Below are 15,725 nucleotides of genomic sequence, written 5' to 3' on the forward strand. Positions count from 1 at the left end.
AATGACTTTATGCGAAACCTTACCTTATGGGTAGGGTTTTTTGCGTTATGACGATGTGTATGTGGAGCGGACTAGTCTGTAAAGTTGGGCGCAAAAAAAAACTGGATTTACCAAACTTGTCAGATGGAATGAAGAGGTTGAGAAAGAGAGGTTCAAAGGTTTTAACCCTCGTCTTTTTAACGATTAACTACTGAATTGCACAATTCAGGTTAAAATTACAGGTAGAACCAAAAGGACAATATCCAAAATCGTATGAATCGAAGAAAGTTTATAGGGCGTTCTGCAGTGTTGGCTGGAGCGAGTGTGTTGCCTTACCAAAGTGTAGAAGCCAGGTCTCAGCAGGGTGAGTTGCCCATCATTAAGCCTAAAGCCTTGGCAGTGGGGGATACCGTTGGATTGGTCACGCCAGGGAGTGCTTTAGTCGGGGATGCGGAAGCTAAGGCTGAAGCCAATATGAAGGCACTAGGCTTTAAGGTCGTCAAATCTAAGAACTACAATGTGAGAACGGGTTTTGTCGCGGGGACTGATCAGCAACGTGTCGATGATCTTCATGAGATGTTTAGCAATCCTGACGTGGATGGTATAGTCTGTGCGCGTGGCGGCTATGGAACGGGTAGACTGTTACAGATGCTTGATTATGATTTGATCAAAAGGAATCCTAAGGTCTTGTTGGGGTTTAGTGATATTACAGCGTTGCATTACGCCATCTATCAACAGACCGGTTTGGTGTGTTTTCATGGGCCAGTAGCGTCTTCTGAATTTTCTATCCATACCACTACCGATGCGCAGCGGGTATTGATGGCGGGTGATCGTGCGGTCATCAAGCGACCACTGACTTGGGAAGAAAAGTCAGCCGAATCCTACCAGTACATGCGTTTGGTGGATGGAGTAGCGAAGGGGCAGCTGATAGGAGGGAATCTGAGTATCGTATGTTCCATGCTGGGCACGCCGTATGATGTGGACTACACAAACAAAATCGTCTTTCTGGAAGAGGTAGGGGAGTCCCTTTATCGCGTGGATCGGATGTTGACCCAGTTGCTGAACAGTGGTAAGCTGGATGCGTGTGCTGGCGTGGTATTAGGCGTGTTTGCGAGCTGCAGGGCTAAATCTGGTGGAGTGGATGATGATCACTACGTGACGCTCACCAAAGTGCTAAAGGATCGTTTGGGCGAGTTGAACGTGCCAGTGATTTATGGGCTACCGATTGGACATATCGATGACAATAGTACACTCCCAATAGGAATAGAAGCGAAGATGGATTCAAAAAAAGGTACACTGACCTTGCTAGAGACTGCGGTCTGCTAGTAGATCGATGTACCTTTCATGAGGAGCTAGTGTTTTATGCTAAAAAACTGCCTCAGCTATTTTTTGGACACTCGTTGATTTGCCCATCGAGTAATAGTGGAGTACAGGTACACCTCGCTCCATGAGCTCTTTGGATTGTTTGATACCCCATTCTATCCCTATTTCTTTTGCTTGTTTATTGTCCTTGCATTGCTGCAGTGCTTCACTTAGTTCTACAGGCAGGTCGATGTGAAAAATACTCGGTAGTATGGTGGATTGGGCTTTCGTAGCAATGGGCTTAAGCCCTGGGATAATTGGTACATTGATCCCCATCTCACGGCAATGATCTACAAACTCAAAGTATTTCTCATTGTCAAAGAACATCTGAGTCACGATGTATTCTGCACCCGCTTCTACTTTCTGTTTCAAGAAGTCAAGATCCATTTCTAGGTTGGGTGCTTCGAAGTGTTTCTCAGGATAACCCGCTACACCAATACAAAAATCAGTCGGTGTAGGATCGTCCAAACTGTCGTCAAGGTAGACTCCTTTGTTGAGTCCATCGACCTGATGTAGTAGGTCGATCGCATAGTTGTTGCCATCTTTCTGAGGGATGAATTTCCCTTCGGATTTGATAGCGTCTCCACGTAGCAAAAGGACATTGTCTATCCCCAAGAAATCTAGATCGATTAGCGCGTTTTCGGTTTCTTCCTTAGAGAAACCACCACATATGATATGCGGCACTGGATCTACATCATAGCGATGACGGATCGCTGCACAGATGCCTACTGTGCCTGGACGCTTGCGGGTTGTTTTCTTTTCTAGTAGCCCGCTCGGATGCTTTTTGTAGACGTATTCTTCTCGGTGGTAGGTCACGTCGATAAACGGTGGATTGAACTCCATCAAAGGATCGAGGTGATTGAATATGGTCTGTACGTTTTCGCCTTTTTTGGGAGGGATGATCTCAAGTGAAAAGAGTGTCTTCCCGTTGGCGTTTTTAATATGTTCGGTAACCTTCATAGGTTGTTTGTTAATCGTTATTCTTTAATAGGTAATAGGGCAAAACTAGGCATCATAAGCGAGATTTGGCGAAAGCCATTTTTCTGCTTCTTCTAGCGTCAACCCTTTTCTTGCGGCGTAGTCTTTTACTTGATCTTTTTCGATTTTCCCCAATCCGAAGTATTTCGAATGCTCGTTGGCGAAATAGAATCCACTCACGGATGAAGCTGGGTACATGGCGTTAGACTCAGTCAGGATGATGCCTGTTTCTTTTTCTGCATTGAGCAGATCAAATAGAATAGGCTTTTCGGTATGGTCTGGACAGGCAGGGTAGCCAGGTGCAGGACGTATGCCTTTGTATTTTTCTGAGATCAGCGCATCGTTTTCGAGCGATTCATCTGGGGCATAGGCCCACAGTTCTTTTCTGACTTTGGCGTGCATCAGTTCGGCAAATGCCTCTGCCAATCGATCCGCTACAGCTTTGATCATGATGACGTTGTAGTCGTCATGATCTTTCTCGAACTGCTCGATGAGTTTTTCGATCCCGATACCTGTGGTGACGGCAAAGCCCCCCATGTAATCTTGGCGACCTGAAGTTTTCGGCGCTACAAAATCAGCCAGCGATAGATTGGCGATGTTCTTTCCTTTCTTCCCTTGCTGACGCAAAAAGTGGAAAGTGGTGACTGCTTTTCCTTCGCGATCTGATATTTCTATGTCATCCCCGTTTGTGTTGATAGCTGGGTAGATACCGATCACGCCGTTGGCCTGTAGGCTTCTTTTGGCGATCACATCATCGAGCATCTTGTTGGCATCTTCGTAGAGCTTGGTCGCCTCGGTACCGATCACCTCGTCTTGTAGGATTTTAGGATACTTGCCTTTGAGCATCCACGTCTGGAAGAAGGGTGTCCAGTCGATGAACTTTCTGATTTCTTCTAATGGATAGTTGTTGAAGGTCTTGTTGCCGATGAACTTGGGCTCGGTGATAGGAGTGGTCTCCCAGTCAATCTGAAAGTGATTGGCTTTCGCCTCTGGCCACTTGATGTAGTTTTTATCCTTGGTTCTCCCCGCATGATTTTCTCGTGCTTCGAGGTATTCTTGTTTGGTTTTGGCGACAAAGGCCTCTTTCTTTCCGCTAAGGAGATCACCTGCGACAGGTACACTCCGTGACGCATCGAGGACGTGGATCACTGGGCCACTATAGCACGGGTCTACTTTGACAGCTGTGTGAATACGCGAAGTAGTCGCACCACCGATCAGTAGTGGGTAGCTAGCGCCCTCTTTTTCGAGGAGCTTCGCAAAATCAACCATTTCGTCTAGTGACGGAGTGATGAGTCCACTTAGGCCTATGATGTCTGCATTGACTTCTTTGGCTTTGGCGAGGATCTTTTCGTTGGGGACCATGACGCCCATGTCTATGATCTCGTAGTTGTTGCAGGCCATGACTACTCCGACGATGTTTTTGCCAATATCGTGTACATCGCCTTTGACAGTAGCGAGTAGGACAGTCCCGGCATTTTTAGCATCACCTTCTGCTTTTTCTGCTTCGAGGTAGGGAGTCAAATAGGCAACTGCCTTTTTCATAACTCTGGCACTTTTGACTACTTGAGGCAAGAACATTTTTCCTTCGCCGAACAGATCGCCTACGACATTCATACCGTCCATGAGTGGACCTTCGATGACGTGTAGTGGCTTGTCTAGCGACTGGCGAGCTTCTTCGGTATCCTCATCGATGAATTCCACGATTCCTTTGACAAGGGCGTGTTCGATTCTTTTGCCCACTGGCAAAGAACGCCATTCGTCGTTTTTCTTTTCTTTCTTTTCTGCACCGATAAAGGACTCTGCAAAGTCTAATAAACGCTCCGTCGCGTCATCTCTGCGGTCAAGTAATACGTCCTCGACATGTTCTAGCAGATCTTTCGGGATGTCGTCGTATATCTCCAACATGGCAGGGTTAACGATCCCCATGTCCATGCCTTGACCAATGGCGTGATAGAGAAATGCAGAATGCATGGCTTCACGTACGGGGTTGTTGCCTCGAAAAGAGAACGAGACATTACTCACCCCACCGCTGACGTGTGCAGCAGGGAGGTTTTCTCTTACCCAACGTGTCGCTTTAAAGAAGTCCATGGCGTTTTGCCTGTGCTCTTCCATCCCTGTAGCGACAGGGAAGATGTTGAGGTCAAAGATGATGTCTTCTGGCTTGAAATTAATTTTTGGACCAACCATCAGTTCATAAGATCGCTTGACGATCTCGACGCGTCGCTCATAGTTGTCGGCTTGTCCATCTTCGTCAAAGGCCATGACGATTACGGCTGCTCCGTACTGCTTGACAAGTTTGGCCTGTCGGATGAATTCTTCTTCGCCGACCTTGAGACTGATAGAGTTGACTACAGACTTACCTTGGGTACATTTTAATCCCGCTTCGATGATTTCCCACTTGGACGAATCAATCATGACCGGTACTCGTGCAATATCTGGCTCAGAAGCCATCAGGTTGAGGAAGTTGGTCATGGTTTCAGCTCCTTCGAGCATCCCTTCATCCATGTTTACATCGATGATCTGCGCGCCTCCTTCGACTTGGTTGCGTGCTACAGCGAGTGCTTCTTCGAATTTCTCTTCTTTGATGAGACGAAGAAACATCCTAGAGCCTGTTACATTGGTACGCTCGCCGACGTTGATGAAGTTCATGTCAGGTGTAACGACTAGGGGTTCTAATCCGCTGAGTTTCATCGGCTCGTATTCGTGCCACTTGTATTGGTACTTGCCAGGGTAATCGGGATGAATGATTAAGTCCATATATTTTTATTTAGTCGATGGTCTTTGGGTGTCCCCAATGCCATGGATTTATTCTTTTTTTTGAAACGGCTCTAGGTTTTGGCTAAAGAGCTGGGTTATCACTGAGTTAATTGTCTCGGTTCATATTTAGCAGCCAGTTCTGCGATGGCCTTGATGTGCTCAGGAGTCGTGCCACAGCAGCCTCCGATGATGTTGATCAGTCCATCGTCGAGGAACTCTTTGATCTGATCGACCATGTCCTCAGGCGTTTCATCGTACTCTCCAAACTCGTTGGGTAGTCCGGCGTTAGGGTGTGCGCTGATGTTGAAGGTTGACTTACTTGATAGCGTACTGAGGTAAGGTTTCAATTCTCTCGCGCCGAGTGCACAGTTGAGACCTACACTGAGGAGGTCTAAGTGTGATACAGAGATCAAAAAGGCCTCTGTGTTTTGGCCTGATAGGATTCTACCACTTGCATCAGTGATTGTACCTGATACCATGATCGGTATCTTGATGCCGCGCGCTTCGGCTATGCGGTCGATAGCCATCAGTGCTGCTTTGGAGTTGAGGGTGTCGGTGATGGTTTCCACGAGTAGGAGGTCTGCACCTCCGTCAAGTAGAGCCTTGGCCTGCTCGGTAAATGCCTCCAACAATTGATCGTAAGTGATGGCTCTAAACCCTGGATTATTTACGTCTGGAGACATAGATGCCAGCCGGTTGGTAGGTCCCATAGATCCTACGACAAAGCGTGGTTTGCTGGGGTCTTTGGCTGTGAATTCATCGGTTACTTCTTTGGCGATTTTGGCAGATTCGTAGTTGATACGGTAGACCCAGTCTTCTAGCTGATAATCAGCCTGTGCCACCCATGTACTCCCAAAGGTGTTGGTCTCTATGATGTCTGCACCAGCTTCGAGATAGTCAGAGCAGATGGCTTTGATGATGTCTGGCCGGGTGATGGATAGCAAATCATTGTTGCCTTTGAGAGGGACGGGATGATCTTTTAGTTCTTCGTTTCTGAAGTCTTTTTCTTCCAATTGATACCGCTGAATCATGGTCCCCATGGCTCCATCCAATATCAATATTCTGCTCTTGAGAATATCTCTAATGTTCATATCTATAGTTTAATCAACTACTTACCTAGAAAAATATCGTTCGATGAATACCTATCTTATATCCAGATATTCGCATCTAGAATGGGAGTTGGCACAACATCCAATATTGCGGCTATGGATATGTTGCCAAGATGTCTTCGGGCCCAGTCCCTCGATCTTTCTTGATAAGTGCTGCAAAGATAGGGCTTTTTGATAGAGTATCAAGGCAATGAGCTAAAAGCCCAAAGGTGTTTTGGTGCAGTTTAGTGAGGTTGATGAATTGTCCCTTTGTTTTGGGAGAATTCGTAATTCTTGGTGCAATTCAGCGCTGGTTTTTGAGGAATTTTATTTTATGACAAAAAGCAGGCTGTTGTCTGTTTATATCTCTTCTTTCCAGACCTGCCTACGGTTACCTTTGTATTCAATAGATGATCGAAAAAGTCATTAAAGTATACCGAACTATTCACTTAAACTTTTCAATATGGATAAAGCCAAAACTAAAATTGTTATCATGTTAATAGCTTACACAGTTGTCATGTTGGCCTTTATGCAAGTGTAAGATTTGTTCAAATGACATGAGGGAAATTCACCAATCAAGGTGAGGATCGGTTCTTATTCTAATGATAAATGATTATCCTTAGTGTAGGAATCGATCTTTTTATATAGAAAGAAATGGAGAAGATATCAAAGTTGAAAGTGGAACGCGTGGTACAAGAGACCCATGATGCAATAACTGTTTTTTTCAAACAACCGCTGTTCTGGAAGCTGAAGTATTCGGCAGGACAGTACTTGACTGCTCTAGTGGAAATAGGTGGTCAGATGGAGCGCAGGTGTTTTTCTCTCAATAGTGCCCCAGGTATAGAGGAAGAATTGAGTATCACGGTCAAGAGGTTGAACGATGGAGATGTGTCTAGCCAATTGTTTGAGACGGTCAAGGTAGGAAATAGGATCAAAGTACTGCATCCGCAGGGAGAATTCACTGTTACTCCTGATCCTGAGAACAAACGCCATATACTTTTGTTTGGAGGGGGGAGTGGAATCGCACCACTCATGTCTATTCTAAAGACTGTTTTAAATCTGGAACCAAAGAGTATTGTCTCGTTGTTTTATGGTAATCGTGACGAAGAGTCTATTATCTACAATGAGGAACTGAAGGATCTCAAGTTTGATTTTAAGGATCGATTGAATCTGGTACATATTCTGGAAGACCCTGGGACAAAGCAGTCCTATCGAAAGGGTCGAGTAGAACGAGGGCAAGTCCCTGAGTTGCTAAAACTTGTCCCTAAATTCCCTTTTGGACATACCTATTGTTATATCTGCGGCCCCTCTGGTATGATGATAGAAGCAGAGGCAGGTCTGCTCATGTCTGGAGTGCCTCGTTCTAATATTTTTATAGAACGCTATAGCCAGCAGGTATCCATACATGAGGCACGGGCTAAGGTGGCTTTGGTTCAGAATCGAGATATTCGACTGATTCATGGAGGTGCCACGAATATGATTACGGTAAAAGCCAACCGAAGTATCTTAAATGCAGCATTGGATGAGGGGCTGGATCTGCCCTATGTCTGCAAAGATGGTATCTGCGGGGGCTGCAAGGCAGTATGTGAATCTGGCGAAGTGTATATGCCAAAAGATCATGTCCTGGACGAGTCAGAAGTCGCCCAAAACATGATCTTATCTTGTGTCAGTTATCCGGTCACCAACAATGTAGTAGTACGGATACTGGATGATCCCAAGTGATGCTATAGAATCATGGAATTCAGATTTAAGACTTCTTTACGATAATGTAAGTAACAGAGACTTGATCTGTGACCACCATGTCTGAGGGTTGGTAGCTGGAGGTGTTGCTGTCTGCCATGCTTCTCACCATATCAAACTCCATTGTTTTGGCCATGGGTTGTGCATTGTTTGCATAATGACTGATCTCCTTTACCCCTTTGATTTCATAGCCTGCTTGTAGAGACAGTATTTCCGCTTGTTCGAGTGCATCTTTTATTGCTGCTTTGAGGAGTACGGTTCTGGTGAGTTCTTTTTGTGCCTCTGATAATTCGAAGGAAATCGAGAGGTTTGGTGCAGACTCTTTTGCTGTCGTGGTATTGAGCACATTCAGAAGTTTTTTGACATCATAGGCGAATTTGACAACTAGGGTTTGACTCGCGATGTATTCTTCACCACTGACTTTTCCTTGGTTGTAGATTTTGCTTTCTCGGATGTTGAACTGTGACGTTTTGATTTCCTCTTCTTTAAAGCCCGATTTTTTGAGTTGACCGATGAGACTGTTGACTCTCGTATTCATGGTTTCTACAGCAGTGTCATAGTTCTTTTCATTGGCAGAGATTCGGTAGGTGAACACGGCTATTTGCGGATTGGTCGCTACTTCTGATTGACCTGTTACCTGTATGATTGATTCGGTTTGTGCCTGAGCCATCAGCCCGATGCTGAGACACAGGAGGGTAGTGAGTATATGTTTCATGATAATGTGTTTTTATTATGTGAGTTTAAACGCAAGAACCGTTCCTAAATGTTACCAGTCTCTTTTGGTGAGCAATAAGTATGAAATACCTATGAATGCTAAAATCCACGCTACAGCATAGTTCAATTCTGTCATACTGATATGGGTTTGGACTTCTTCTGGGTTGAGCAGGTTGATAGGGCTTTGGATCAGGTTGTCCAGTGCATTAATAGGGAGCAGCTGTATCAATAGCCCCTCTCCATCTAGAAATACCCAGCCAAAGAACGGTTCGAAAATGATGCTGTAAGCCAAGACAAACATGACGCTCATGACTGATTTTTTGATCCAAAAAGAAGCAGCCATCGCAAAGCACAAGTAACCGAAAATCTCGATGAAGTATGCCCCCACAAAACTGAGTTTAGAAAAAATAAGCTCGGTCTGGTTCTCAGAGTATTGGAATCCAAAATATAGACTAATCAGGAATAGTGCGATAGTAGCTATCGTCGCAAGGGCAGTGATCAGGATGAGTTTGGATACTAGAAAACGTGCTGGGCTTAACCCATCAATGATGTTTTGGCGCAGGGTACGAAACGTCACTTCGTTGCTAATATTAAAGATGATAATAACGGCGAGTAGCAGACGTACAAATGACCCAATATAGCTCATGTTGTGCCAGATGCCAGGGAACTCATAGATCGTGATCTGCGGAAAATCCTGAATCTCCTGATTGGAAGTGAACTCATAACTAGCATTCATCAGGATGGATCCTGTAGATAGTATGACGTAGGTAGCACCTATGTAGATCAGTAGCAGTATCCAAAAGGTCATGTTGGATTTGTTTTTGATCCATTCGAGTTTGATGAGATTAAGCATGACTGGCGAGTATTTTTAAAAATTCTTGTTCTAGGTTTCCTTGTTTGCGCAGGATGTGTGTGGGCGTGATGTGGTGCTCCTGCAGGTGCTGCATAATATAGCTGGTAGAGACCTCATGCTCGACTTCTAGTCGGTAGAACGAGCCGTCACGATTGATTGCCAGGACACCTTTGATGTTGCGGAGTACCTCTTCGAGTTGTGTCATATCGTCAGCACCTACCTCTATGGTGATTTTTTCTCCTTCGATCTGCTGTATGCTGCCTTGGTGGAGGAGTTTACCTTCTTTGAGTATCCCAAAATGACTACAGACCTTTTGTACCTCAGAGAGCAAGTGGCTGGCTAGGACGATGGTCTTGCCTGAGTCGGCGATTTTTTGGATAATCTCACGAATCTCTACGATGCCCGCTGGGTCGAGACCATTGGTCGGTTCGTCGAGGATAAGGACTTCTGGGTCTGCGAGGAGTGCCGATGCGATAGCGAGGCGTTGCTTCATCCCGAGCGAGTAGGTCTGGAATTTGTCGTGCTTTCGCGGGAGAAGTCCGACGGTTTCTAGAACGATGTTGATACGGTCATCGCTACAGTTTTTGATTTGAGCGACAGCTTTTAGGTTCTCCACCGCTGTGAGATAGGGGTAGAAACTGGGTTGTTCTAGGATAGCGCCTATCTTTTGTCTAGATGTAGCGCTGGGTTGCTGGCCAAACCAAGAGAACTCGCCTGCGCTGGGGTGGAGTACGCCTAGGATCATCGCTAAGGTAGTAGTCTTGCCACTGCCGTTGGGACCGAGCAGACCGAACACCTGTCCGGAACTGATCTCTAGGCTCAGTTGGTTGACTGCAGTCCTAGAACCAAAATGTTTTGTGAGATTTTTTGTCTGGAGAATGGACATCTATGCGTTTTTTACGTTTAGTTGTTGTGTTAGCTAAATTATTACAAGCGCAAGGAACAATTCATGGTTTGAATTGATTAAATCTAAAAAAGGAGGAATAATGAGTGAATTGAAGTGTGAAGATGGTGTCTGCGAGGTGCCTTCTCAAACAACAAAGCCATCAGCTACTATAATTCAAAACCCAATAGATAAGCCCAAACTGTTATATTTTGGCGACCCGATGTGTTCGTGGTGTTGGGGTGTAGCCAATCATTTGGATGCTCTGATAGAGGAGTTTAGCGATAAACTGTCGTTCGAGTTGGTCTTGGGAGGTTTGCGTCCAGGTGGTGGAGAAGAGTGGAATGAGGAGTTTAGAAACATGCTCCGTACACACTGGGAGCATGTACATGAAGCCTCCGGTCAGCCTTTTGATTATAGTTTTTTCGAGAGGGATGCTTTTGAGTATGATACAGAGCCTCCCGCTCGTGCAGTGAGAGTGGTGCGAGATATCGCACCAGACAAGGAGTGGGAGTTTTATAAGTTACTACAGGAGATGTTCTACGCTGAGAACCAAAATATACTGGATCCAGTGGTTTTGGAACGCGCCTGTACCGAACTAGAAATAGACTACTTGGCATTTGAGCCACTGTTTGAATCAGAGGGGTACAAGCGACTGGTCTATCAGGATTTTATCCGCTCACAGCAGTTGGGGGTGCGTGGCTTTCCTGCCATCGTGATCCAAAAAGGAGAAGAATATATCGCCGTGACTATGGGCTATTCGGATTTGAAAACCATGAAACAACGAACGGTTCAGATATTGGCGGATTGATTTTGCCAGTGATCGAAAAAAGATAGAAATTACAGAGGCTCTTAGGAGTCTCTTTTTTTTGAACCAAAACAATCTATAATATGGATATTGAAAATATGGATGTAGAAAAATCCATTTCACAACTATACGAATTAGGTGTGAATTATGCGCCTAAGTTGGTGGGGGCTATTCTTGTATTGATCATCGGATCATGGGTGATCAAAGCTCTAGTGTCTGCTTTATCCTCTCTCATGGACAAGCGTGACTTGGATCCGTCATTAAAAACCTTTATCAAGAGTTTTTTACGTATCGTTTTACGGATTATGCTGATCATCAGTGTGCTTGGTATGGTGGGAGTGGAAATGACTTCTTTCATTGCGCTGTTAGGCGCAGCGGGTGTTGCCATTGGTCTGGCACTGTCGGGTACCTTGCAGAATTTTGCAGGGGGAGTCATGATTTTGCTATTCAAACCATATAGAGTGGGAGACTTTATCGATGCGCAAGGCTACATGGGTACGGTCAAGGAGATTCAGATCTTCAATACCATCCTAAAGACGCCAGATAATAAAACGATCATCATCCCCAATGGTGGACTAGCTACTGGCTCGATGACCAATTTCTCTACTGAGCCTCGTCGTAGGATTGATTTTGCCTATGGGATAGGGTATGGTGATAGCGTAGACAAGGGCCGTGAGGTGCTCCTCGGGCTAGCGAATGCGGATACTCGTATTATCCAAGAAGAAGGTCTTGCACCGCAGGTGATGCTGGACTCACTCGGCGATAGCTCGGTCAACCTGAAGCTGCGTGTCTGGGTAGAGTCAGGTGACTATTGGAACGTTTTTTTTGAAATGAACGAAAACGTCTACAATTCATTCAATGCACAGGGACTCAATATTCCATTCCCACAAATGGATGTGCATGTGCATAATAAGTAAGGGGTATTTAGATTTTTACAATAGACAACTGTCTAAAACCATGGTGCATCGATCCATGGTAGTTTAGTAAAGACCTTAGCTGCTAGCTATTTACCTAGCAGCTAAGGTCTTTTTTTTATAGAGTAGTGTCTTCTTCAGACTCCTCTACGGGAACAATTACCCTGTGAGCTCCCCCTATCATGAAATAACCCACAGCTCCATTGCTAATGTTGGTGCGTAGGTTGGCAGGAGGGCCTGCAAATGGATCGACATCTCCGAAAGCTTCTGCCTCTAAGTCGTAAATAAAGAGGGTCGCCTCCTTACTAATGGAATAGATCTCAAGGACAGCTTCATCATGAAGAAAGAAAGGTCTATCTGACGAAGTGACGCTCACATCCAGTTGATATTCTCCATCAAAAAAGCGATCATGTGTGGTGTCACCATTGCTGATACTGTCTCCGGCAAGGGATCCCTTTAGATAATCTACGAGGTAGTATCCGTCACCTAAGCCTAGAGAGTCTTGGAAACTGAAGGTGATCCGATAAGTATCCTCATCGTAGGTCTCGTCATCAAATATGCTTTCGAAATCCGCTATTTCTGCAAAGGGATTTTCGATCTGTGGGCATACACGCATCTGTTCTCTCGCGGTGTAGGTCTCTCCATCTAGGAGGATAGTGAGTGTGTAGTAGTTGCCTAGTCTTGGTTGCCAATCATCAGATAGGTAGTATTTACCATCTTCTTGCTGAACCAGCTGTATATCTTCTACTTCATCATTTAGGGTTACTATGGCATCCGTGACATGATCTATCTCTTGCTCACCGAGGTAGTTGACTGTGCGGCTCAGTTCTATGTACTGTGGTTCGTCCAGGTCTGTGATCCACGCCTCTACGGCCAGTTTGGGATTCTCCGCATTCAAGTCTAAATCTATTCTGTCGTAGAAACATGACGTCATGGTCCATGCCAGTACTAGTGCTATGATTGTGTTTTTGATATTGCTCATGGGATTAAAATCTAACGTTGTAGGTTAATGAAGGAATGATTCCGAATATGGCACTCTTTTCTGCATAGGTTACGGTAGGGTTGTCTGCTTCTTGTTTGAAACTGATCGTGAAGGCATTTTTCCTATTGTATAGGTTGTAGACACTAAATACCCATTCTGATTGAAACCGTCTGTTATCATTCTTTTTACTCTTCAAAGTCACAGATGCATCCAATCTATGGTAATCGGGTAGACGCTCACCGTTTCGTTCGGAGTAGACAGGTACTGCAGCACCACCGTAGTAGTAGCGGCCGGTTGGGAAGGTCACTGCGCCCCCTGTAGAGTAGACAAAGCTACCTCCTATGGATATGTAGGGCGTGATATCGTACACACCTACGATAGAGAGATCATGCGGCTTGTCAAATTTGGCATTATACCAGTTGCCTTCGTTGATCGTGGGTATCTTCTTCTCCGCTTTGGATAGCGTATAGCCTATCCAACCAGTCAACTTGCCTACATTTTTTCGGAGCAAAAACTCTACACCATAGGCTTTCGCATCTCCAACTCTGAGTTCGCCTTCCAGGTTTTCGTTGAAGAGCAATTCTGCGTGATCCTTAAAATCAATAGAGTTTTGGAGGTCTTTGTAGTATACCTCGATGGATGCCTCGTAGGTGTTTTGCTTGAAGTTTTTGAAGTAGCCTATGGAGAACTGGTCCGCCAACTGTGGTTTGATCTGCTCTGTGCTCGAAAACCAAATATCGAAGGGAGAGGAGAAGTTACCGTTAGAGGCCAACTGTATATATTGTGATGTACGGTTGTAACTCGCCTTAAACGAACTAGAGCTGTTGATTTGATAGCGTGCTGCTACACGTGGTTCTAGGTTCCAGTAGCTGTTATAGGCGCCTTTGTTATGCTGTACCGTATCCGAGATCTCGTAGTTTTCATCAAGGGTATAGACTTCCTGAGGTCCTACGTTTTGAAAATTAGAGAGTCTGAGTCCATAGTCCAGTTTGATTTTTTTGCTGACCACCTGCTCATTACTGATATAGGCTGCCGACTCATAGGACTTGTTCTTTTGAAGATTGTGCGATTCTTTGGTGCCATCTGCTTCGTAGGTTTCGATATTGCCAGGAGCGATGGCGTGCTGTATGGTCTGTACACCAAATTTCAACGTGTTGTTCGGGTTTAGATAGGCGCCAAAGTCCAATTTGATACTATGCTCTTGCAAATCAGAATCCCATAAAAATTGGGAGACTTCTTCACTGAAGTTGAGGGCATAGTCGTAGTTGCTGTAGTAGTAGGTCAAATTAGAAAATAACTTTGGGCTGAAGAGGTGGTTCCATCTCATCATGGCAGTAGAGTTTCCCCAGTCTACATTGATATTCATATCACTACCGATATCCGTAGCGATGACATCTCTACCAAAATAACCTGATGCAAACAATCGGTTGTTGTCATTGATACGGTAGTTGGCTTTGGCGTTGAGATCATAGAAATAGAACTGCTGACTACTGTTTACTTCCTTGCCTTGTACCCAATTGGACATTTTGGCAAAGGTGTCTAGGTAGGATCTCCTGCCTGCGACCATGATAGAGCCTTTAGGTGTAATAGGACCTTCCACACCTAGTCGAGTCATCATGGTGCCGATACCTCCTGCTGCTGTCCATCGTTTTGAGTTTCCATCTTTCATCCGAATGTCTAGCACAGAGGACAGACGCCCACCGTATTGTGCGGGGATGGCTCCTTTATAGAGCTTCATGTCCTTGACCGCTTCAGGGTTAAATGCCGAAAAGAAGCCCAAGAGGTGAGAGGCGTTGTAGATAGGTGCCTCGTCTAATAGGACTAGATTTTGGTCGACATTGCCCCCTCGGACATAGAAACCGGAGCCTCCTTCTCCGACTACTTTGACTCCTGGTAGGAGTTGGATCGTCTTGATGATGTCTACCTCACCGAATAGTGCGGGCAGTTTTTTTGCCACATCGATGCTCACTTCGTCGGCGCCCATTTCGGTAGAGGTGACATTGATATCTTCATCTCTTCTGGCCAGTACGACGACTTCTTCCAGAACCTCTTCATTCTCTGATAGTTCGAATTTTTGCGTTTGGTTGGAGGAGAGATCAATGGTGACAACCTGTTCTTGGAAGCCCACGAAACTACAACTAACCTGATAGGTTCCCTCTGGTAGAGTCAGCGAATAGAAGCCATAGACGTTGGTCACCACACCGAGGGTTTGTCCCACGATCCGTATGGTCGCACCGATCAGATCTTCTCCAGTCTGTGCGTCGGACACTTGTCCACTTAGCGTGTATTTGGTTGGATTAACTGTGCGTGACGTCTTCTCTTTTTTCAGAATGAGAATTTGTTTTCCGACGATTTGATAGTCGGTACCTGTCGCATCAGCTATGGCATCCATGACCTCAGTTATATCCAGTTTTTTTGTATAGGACAGCTTGACAGTACGCTGCATGTCCAGCGTACTTTCTTCGTAGGCTACATTCATGTCCGTGTTTGCGATGAGCTCATGTAGTACAGTACCTACTGTCTGGCGTGAGCGGTCTATAGAGACAGTAAGCTGTCCTATATCATCTGCTTGGCTCAGGGCTATGTGGCTTAGACTCATACCCATTAGGCATAAGCACATACTGATGACTCTAACGGATAGTGTTAATTGATTATTCGATTTGAAAA

12 protein-coding genes and 1 riboswitch are annotated in these 15,725 nt (G+C 45.2%); of the genes, 4 read left to right on the plus strand and 8 right to left on the minus strand.

Going from position 1 to position 15,725, the window contains the following annotated elements; all coding sequences use genetic code 11:
- Positions 1-252 precede the first annotated feature (252 nt).
- Positions 253-1,305 carry an LD-carboxypeptidase gene (locus BGP76_RS03495; RefSeq protein WP_119843611.1) on the plus strand — a complete coding sequence of 351 codons (1,053 nt, stop codon included), beginning with the start codon at positions 253-255 and terminating at the stop codon, positions 1,303-1,305.
- 39 nt (positions 1,306-1,344) lie between these two features.
- Here the strand turns inward: BGP76_RS03495 and metF are convergent, their stop codons facing one another.
- The 3 genes from metF to BGP76_RS03510 all read right to left on the minus strand — a co-directional run bounded on the left by metF (position 1,345) and on the right by BGP76_RS03510 (position 6,167).
- The gene (gene metF, locus BGP76_RS03500) at positions 1,345-2,301 is read right to left on the minus strand and encodes a methylenetetrahydrofolate reductase [NAD(P)H] (protein ID WP_073119260.1); all 957 of its coding nucleotides are present in this window, start codon (positions 2,299-2,301) and stop codon (positions 1,345-1,347) included.
- A 45-nt stretch (positions 2,302-2,346) separates the two neighbouring features.
- Positions 2,347-5,076 carry a methionine synthase gene (metH, locus tag BGP76_RS03505; RefSeq protein ID WP_119843612.1) on the minus strand — a complete coding sequence of 910 codons (2,730 nt, stop codon included), beginning with the start codon at positions 5,074-5,076 and terminating at the stop codon, positions 2,347-2,349.
- A gap of 98 nt (positions 5,077-5,174) precedes the next feature.
- The gene (locus BGP76_RS03510; RefSeq protein WP_119843613.1) at positions 5,175-6,167 is read right to left on the minus strand and encodes a homocysteine S-methyltransferase family protein; all 993 of its coding nucleotides are present in this window, start codon (positions 6,165-6,167) and stop codon (positions 5,175-5,177) included.
- A 48-nt stretch (positions 6,168-6,215) separates the two neighbouring features.
- A riboswitch (SAM riboswitch) is annotated at positions 6,216-6,338 on the minus strand.
- 480 nt (positions 6,339-6,818) lie between these two features.
- Between BGP76_RS03510 and BGP76_RS03515 the strand changes: the two genes are divergently transcribed.
- Positions 6,819-7,886 (plus strand): ferredoxin--NADP reductase, encoded by a 1,068-nt coding sequence (locus BGP76_RS03515; protein WP_119843614.1) that lies wholly within the window; start codon positions 6,819-6,821, stop codon positions 7,884-7,886.
- 25 nt (positions 7,887-7,911) lie between these two features.
- Here BGP76_RS03515 and BGP76_RS03520 read toward each other — a convergent pair whose 3' ends face one another.
- Genes BGP76_RS03520 through BGP76_RS03530 form a run of 3 tightly spaced genes read right to left on the minus strand, consistent with a single transcriptional unit; the run spans position 7,912 to position 10,357 of the window.
- The gene (locus BGP76_RS03520) at positions 7,912-8,619 is read right to left on the minus strand and encodes an SIMPL domain-containing protein (RefSeq protein WP_119843615.1); all 708 of its coding nucleotides are present in this window, start codon (positions 8,617-8,619) and stop codon (positions 7,912-7,914) included.
- A 51-nt stretch (positions 8,620-8,670) separates the two neighbouring features.
- Positions 8,671-9,471, minus strand: a complete 801-nt coding sequence (locus BGP76_RS03525; RefSeq protein WP_119843616.1) for an ABC transporter permease subunit — start codon at positions 9,469-9,471, stop codon at positions 8,671-8,673.
- Complete coding sequence (locus tag BGP76_RS03530) at positions 9,464-10,357, minus strand: ABC transporter ATP-binding protein (RefSeq protein WP_119843617.1); 894 nt, start codon at positions 10,355-10,357, stop codon at positions 9,464-9,466. The genes BGP76_RS03525 and BGP76_RS03530 overlap by 8 nt, the downstream gene beginning before the upstream one ends.
- Positions 10,358-10,457: 100 nt before the next feature.
- Between BGP76_RS03530 and BGP76_RS03535 the strand changes: the two genes are divergently transcribed.
- Entirely contained in the window at positions 10,458-11,165 is a 708-nt protein-coding gene (locus BGP76_RS03535) for a DsbA family protein (protein WP_119843618.1), read from the plus strand.
- Between the two features lie 80 nt (positions 11,166-11,245).
- Positions 11,246-12,079, plus strand: a complete 834-nt coding sequence (locus tag BGP76_RS03540) for a mechanosensitive ion channel family protein (protein ID WP_084190312.1) — start codon at positions 11,246-11,248, stop codon at positions 12,077-12,079.
- Positions 12,080-12,194: 115 nt separating this feature from the next.
- Here BGP76_RS03540 and BGP76_RS03545 read toward each other — a convergent pair whose 3' ends face one another.
- Together BGP76_RS03545 and BGP76_RS03550 are read right to left on the minus strand one after the other, a co-directional pair.
- The gene (locus BGP76_RS03545; protein WP_119843619.1) at positions 12,195-13,058 is read right to left on the minus strand and encodes a DUF4249 domain-containing protein; all 864 of its coding nucleotides are present in this window, start codon (positions 13,056-13,058) and stop codon (positions 12,195-12,197) included.
- 4 nt (positions 13,059-13,062) lie between these two features.
- Complete coding sequence (locus BGP76_RS03550; RefSeq protein WP_255416051.1) at positions 13,063-15,657, minus strand: TonB-dependent receptor; 2,595 nt, start codon at positions 15,655-15,657, stop codon at positions 13,063-13,065.
- Positions 15,658-15,725: the final 68 nt, after the last annotated feature.

Source organism: Reichenbachiella sp. MSK19-1, from assembly GCF_003590315.1.
In the GTDB taxonomy this organism is placed as follows: domain Bacteria; phylum Bacteroidota; class Bacteroidia; order Cytophagales; family Cyclobacteriaceae; genus Reichenbachiella; species Reichenbachiella agariperforans.

Coding starts and splice junctions, on each gene's coding strand:
- BGP76_RS03495 (WP_119843611.1), top strand. CDS start 253: ATGAATCGAAGAAAGTTTATAGGGCGTTCTGCAGTGTTGGCTGGAGCG.
- metF (WP_073119260.1), bottom strand. CDS start 2,301: ATGAAGGTTACCGAACATATTAAAAACGCCAACGGGAAGACACTCTTT.
- metH (WP_119843612.1), bottom strand. CDS start 5,076: ATGGACTTAATCATTCATCCCGATTACCCTGGCAAGTACCAATACAAG.
- BGP76_RS03510 (WP_119843613.1), bottom strand. CDS start 6,167: ATGAACATTAGAGATATTCTCAAGAGCAGAATATTGATATTGGATGGA.
- BGP76_RS03515 (WP_119843614.1), top strand. CDS start 6,819: ATGGAGAAGATATCAAAGTTGAAAGTGGAACGCGTGGTACAAGAGACC.
- BGP76_RS03520 (WP_119843615.1), bottom strand. CDS start 8,619: ATGAAACATATACTCACTACCCTCCTGTGTCTCAGCATCGGGCTGATG.
- BGP76_RS03525 (WP_119843616.1), bottom strand. CDS start 9,471: ATGCTTAATCTCATCAAACTCGAATGGATCAAAAACAAATCCAACATG.
- BGP76_RS03530 (WP_119843617.1), bottom strand. CDS start 10,357: ATGTCCATTCTCCAGACAAAAAATCTCACAAAACATTTTGGTTCTAGG.
- BGP76_RS03535 (WP_119843618.1), top strand. CDS start 10,458: ATGAGTGAATTGAAGTGTGAAGATGGTGTCTGCGAGGTGCCTTCTCAA.
- BGP76_RS03540 (WP_084190312.1), top strand. CDS start 11,246: ATGGATATTGAAAATATGGATGTAGAAAAATCCATTTCACAACTATAC.
- BGP76_RS03545 (WP_119843619.1), bottom strand. CDS start 13,058: ATGAGCAATATCAAAAACACAATCATAGCACTAGTACTGGCATGGACC.
- BGP76_RS03550 (WP_255416051.1), bottom strand. CDS start 15,657: ATGAGTCTAAGCCACATAGCCCTGAGCCAAGCAGATGATATAGGACAG.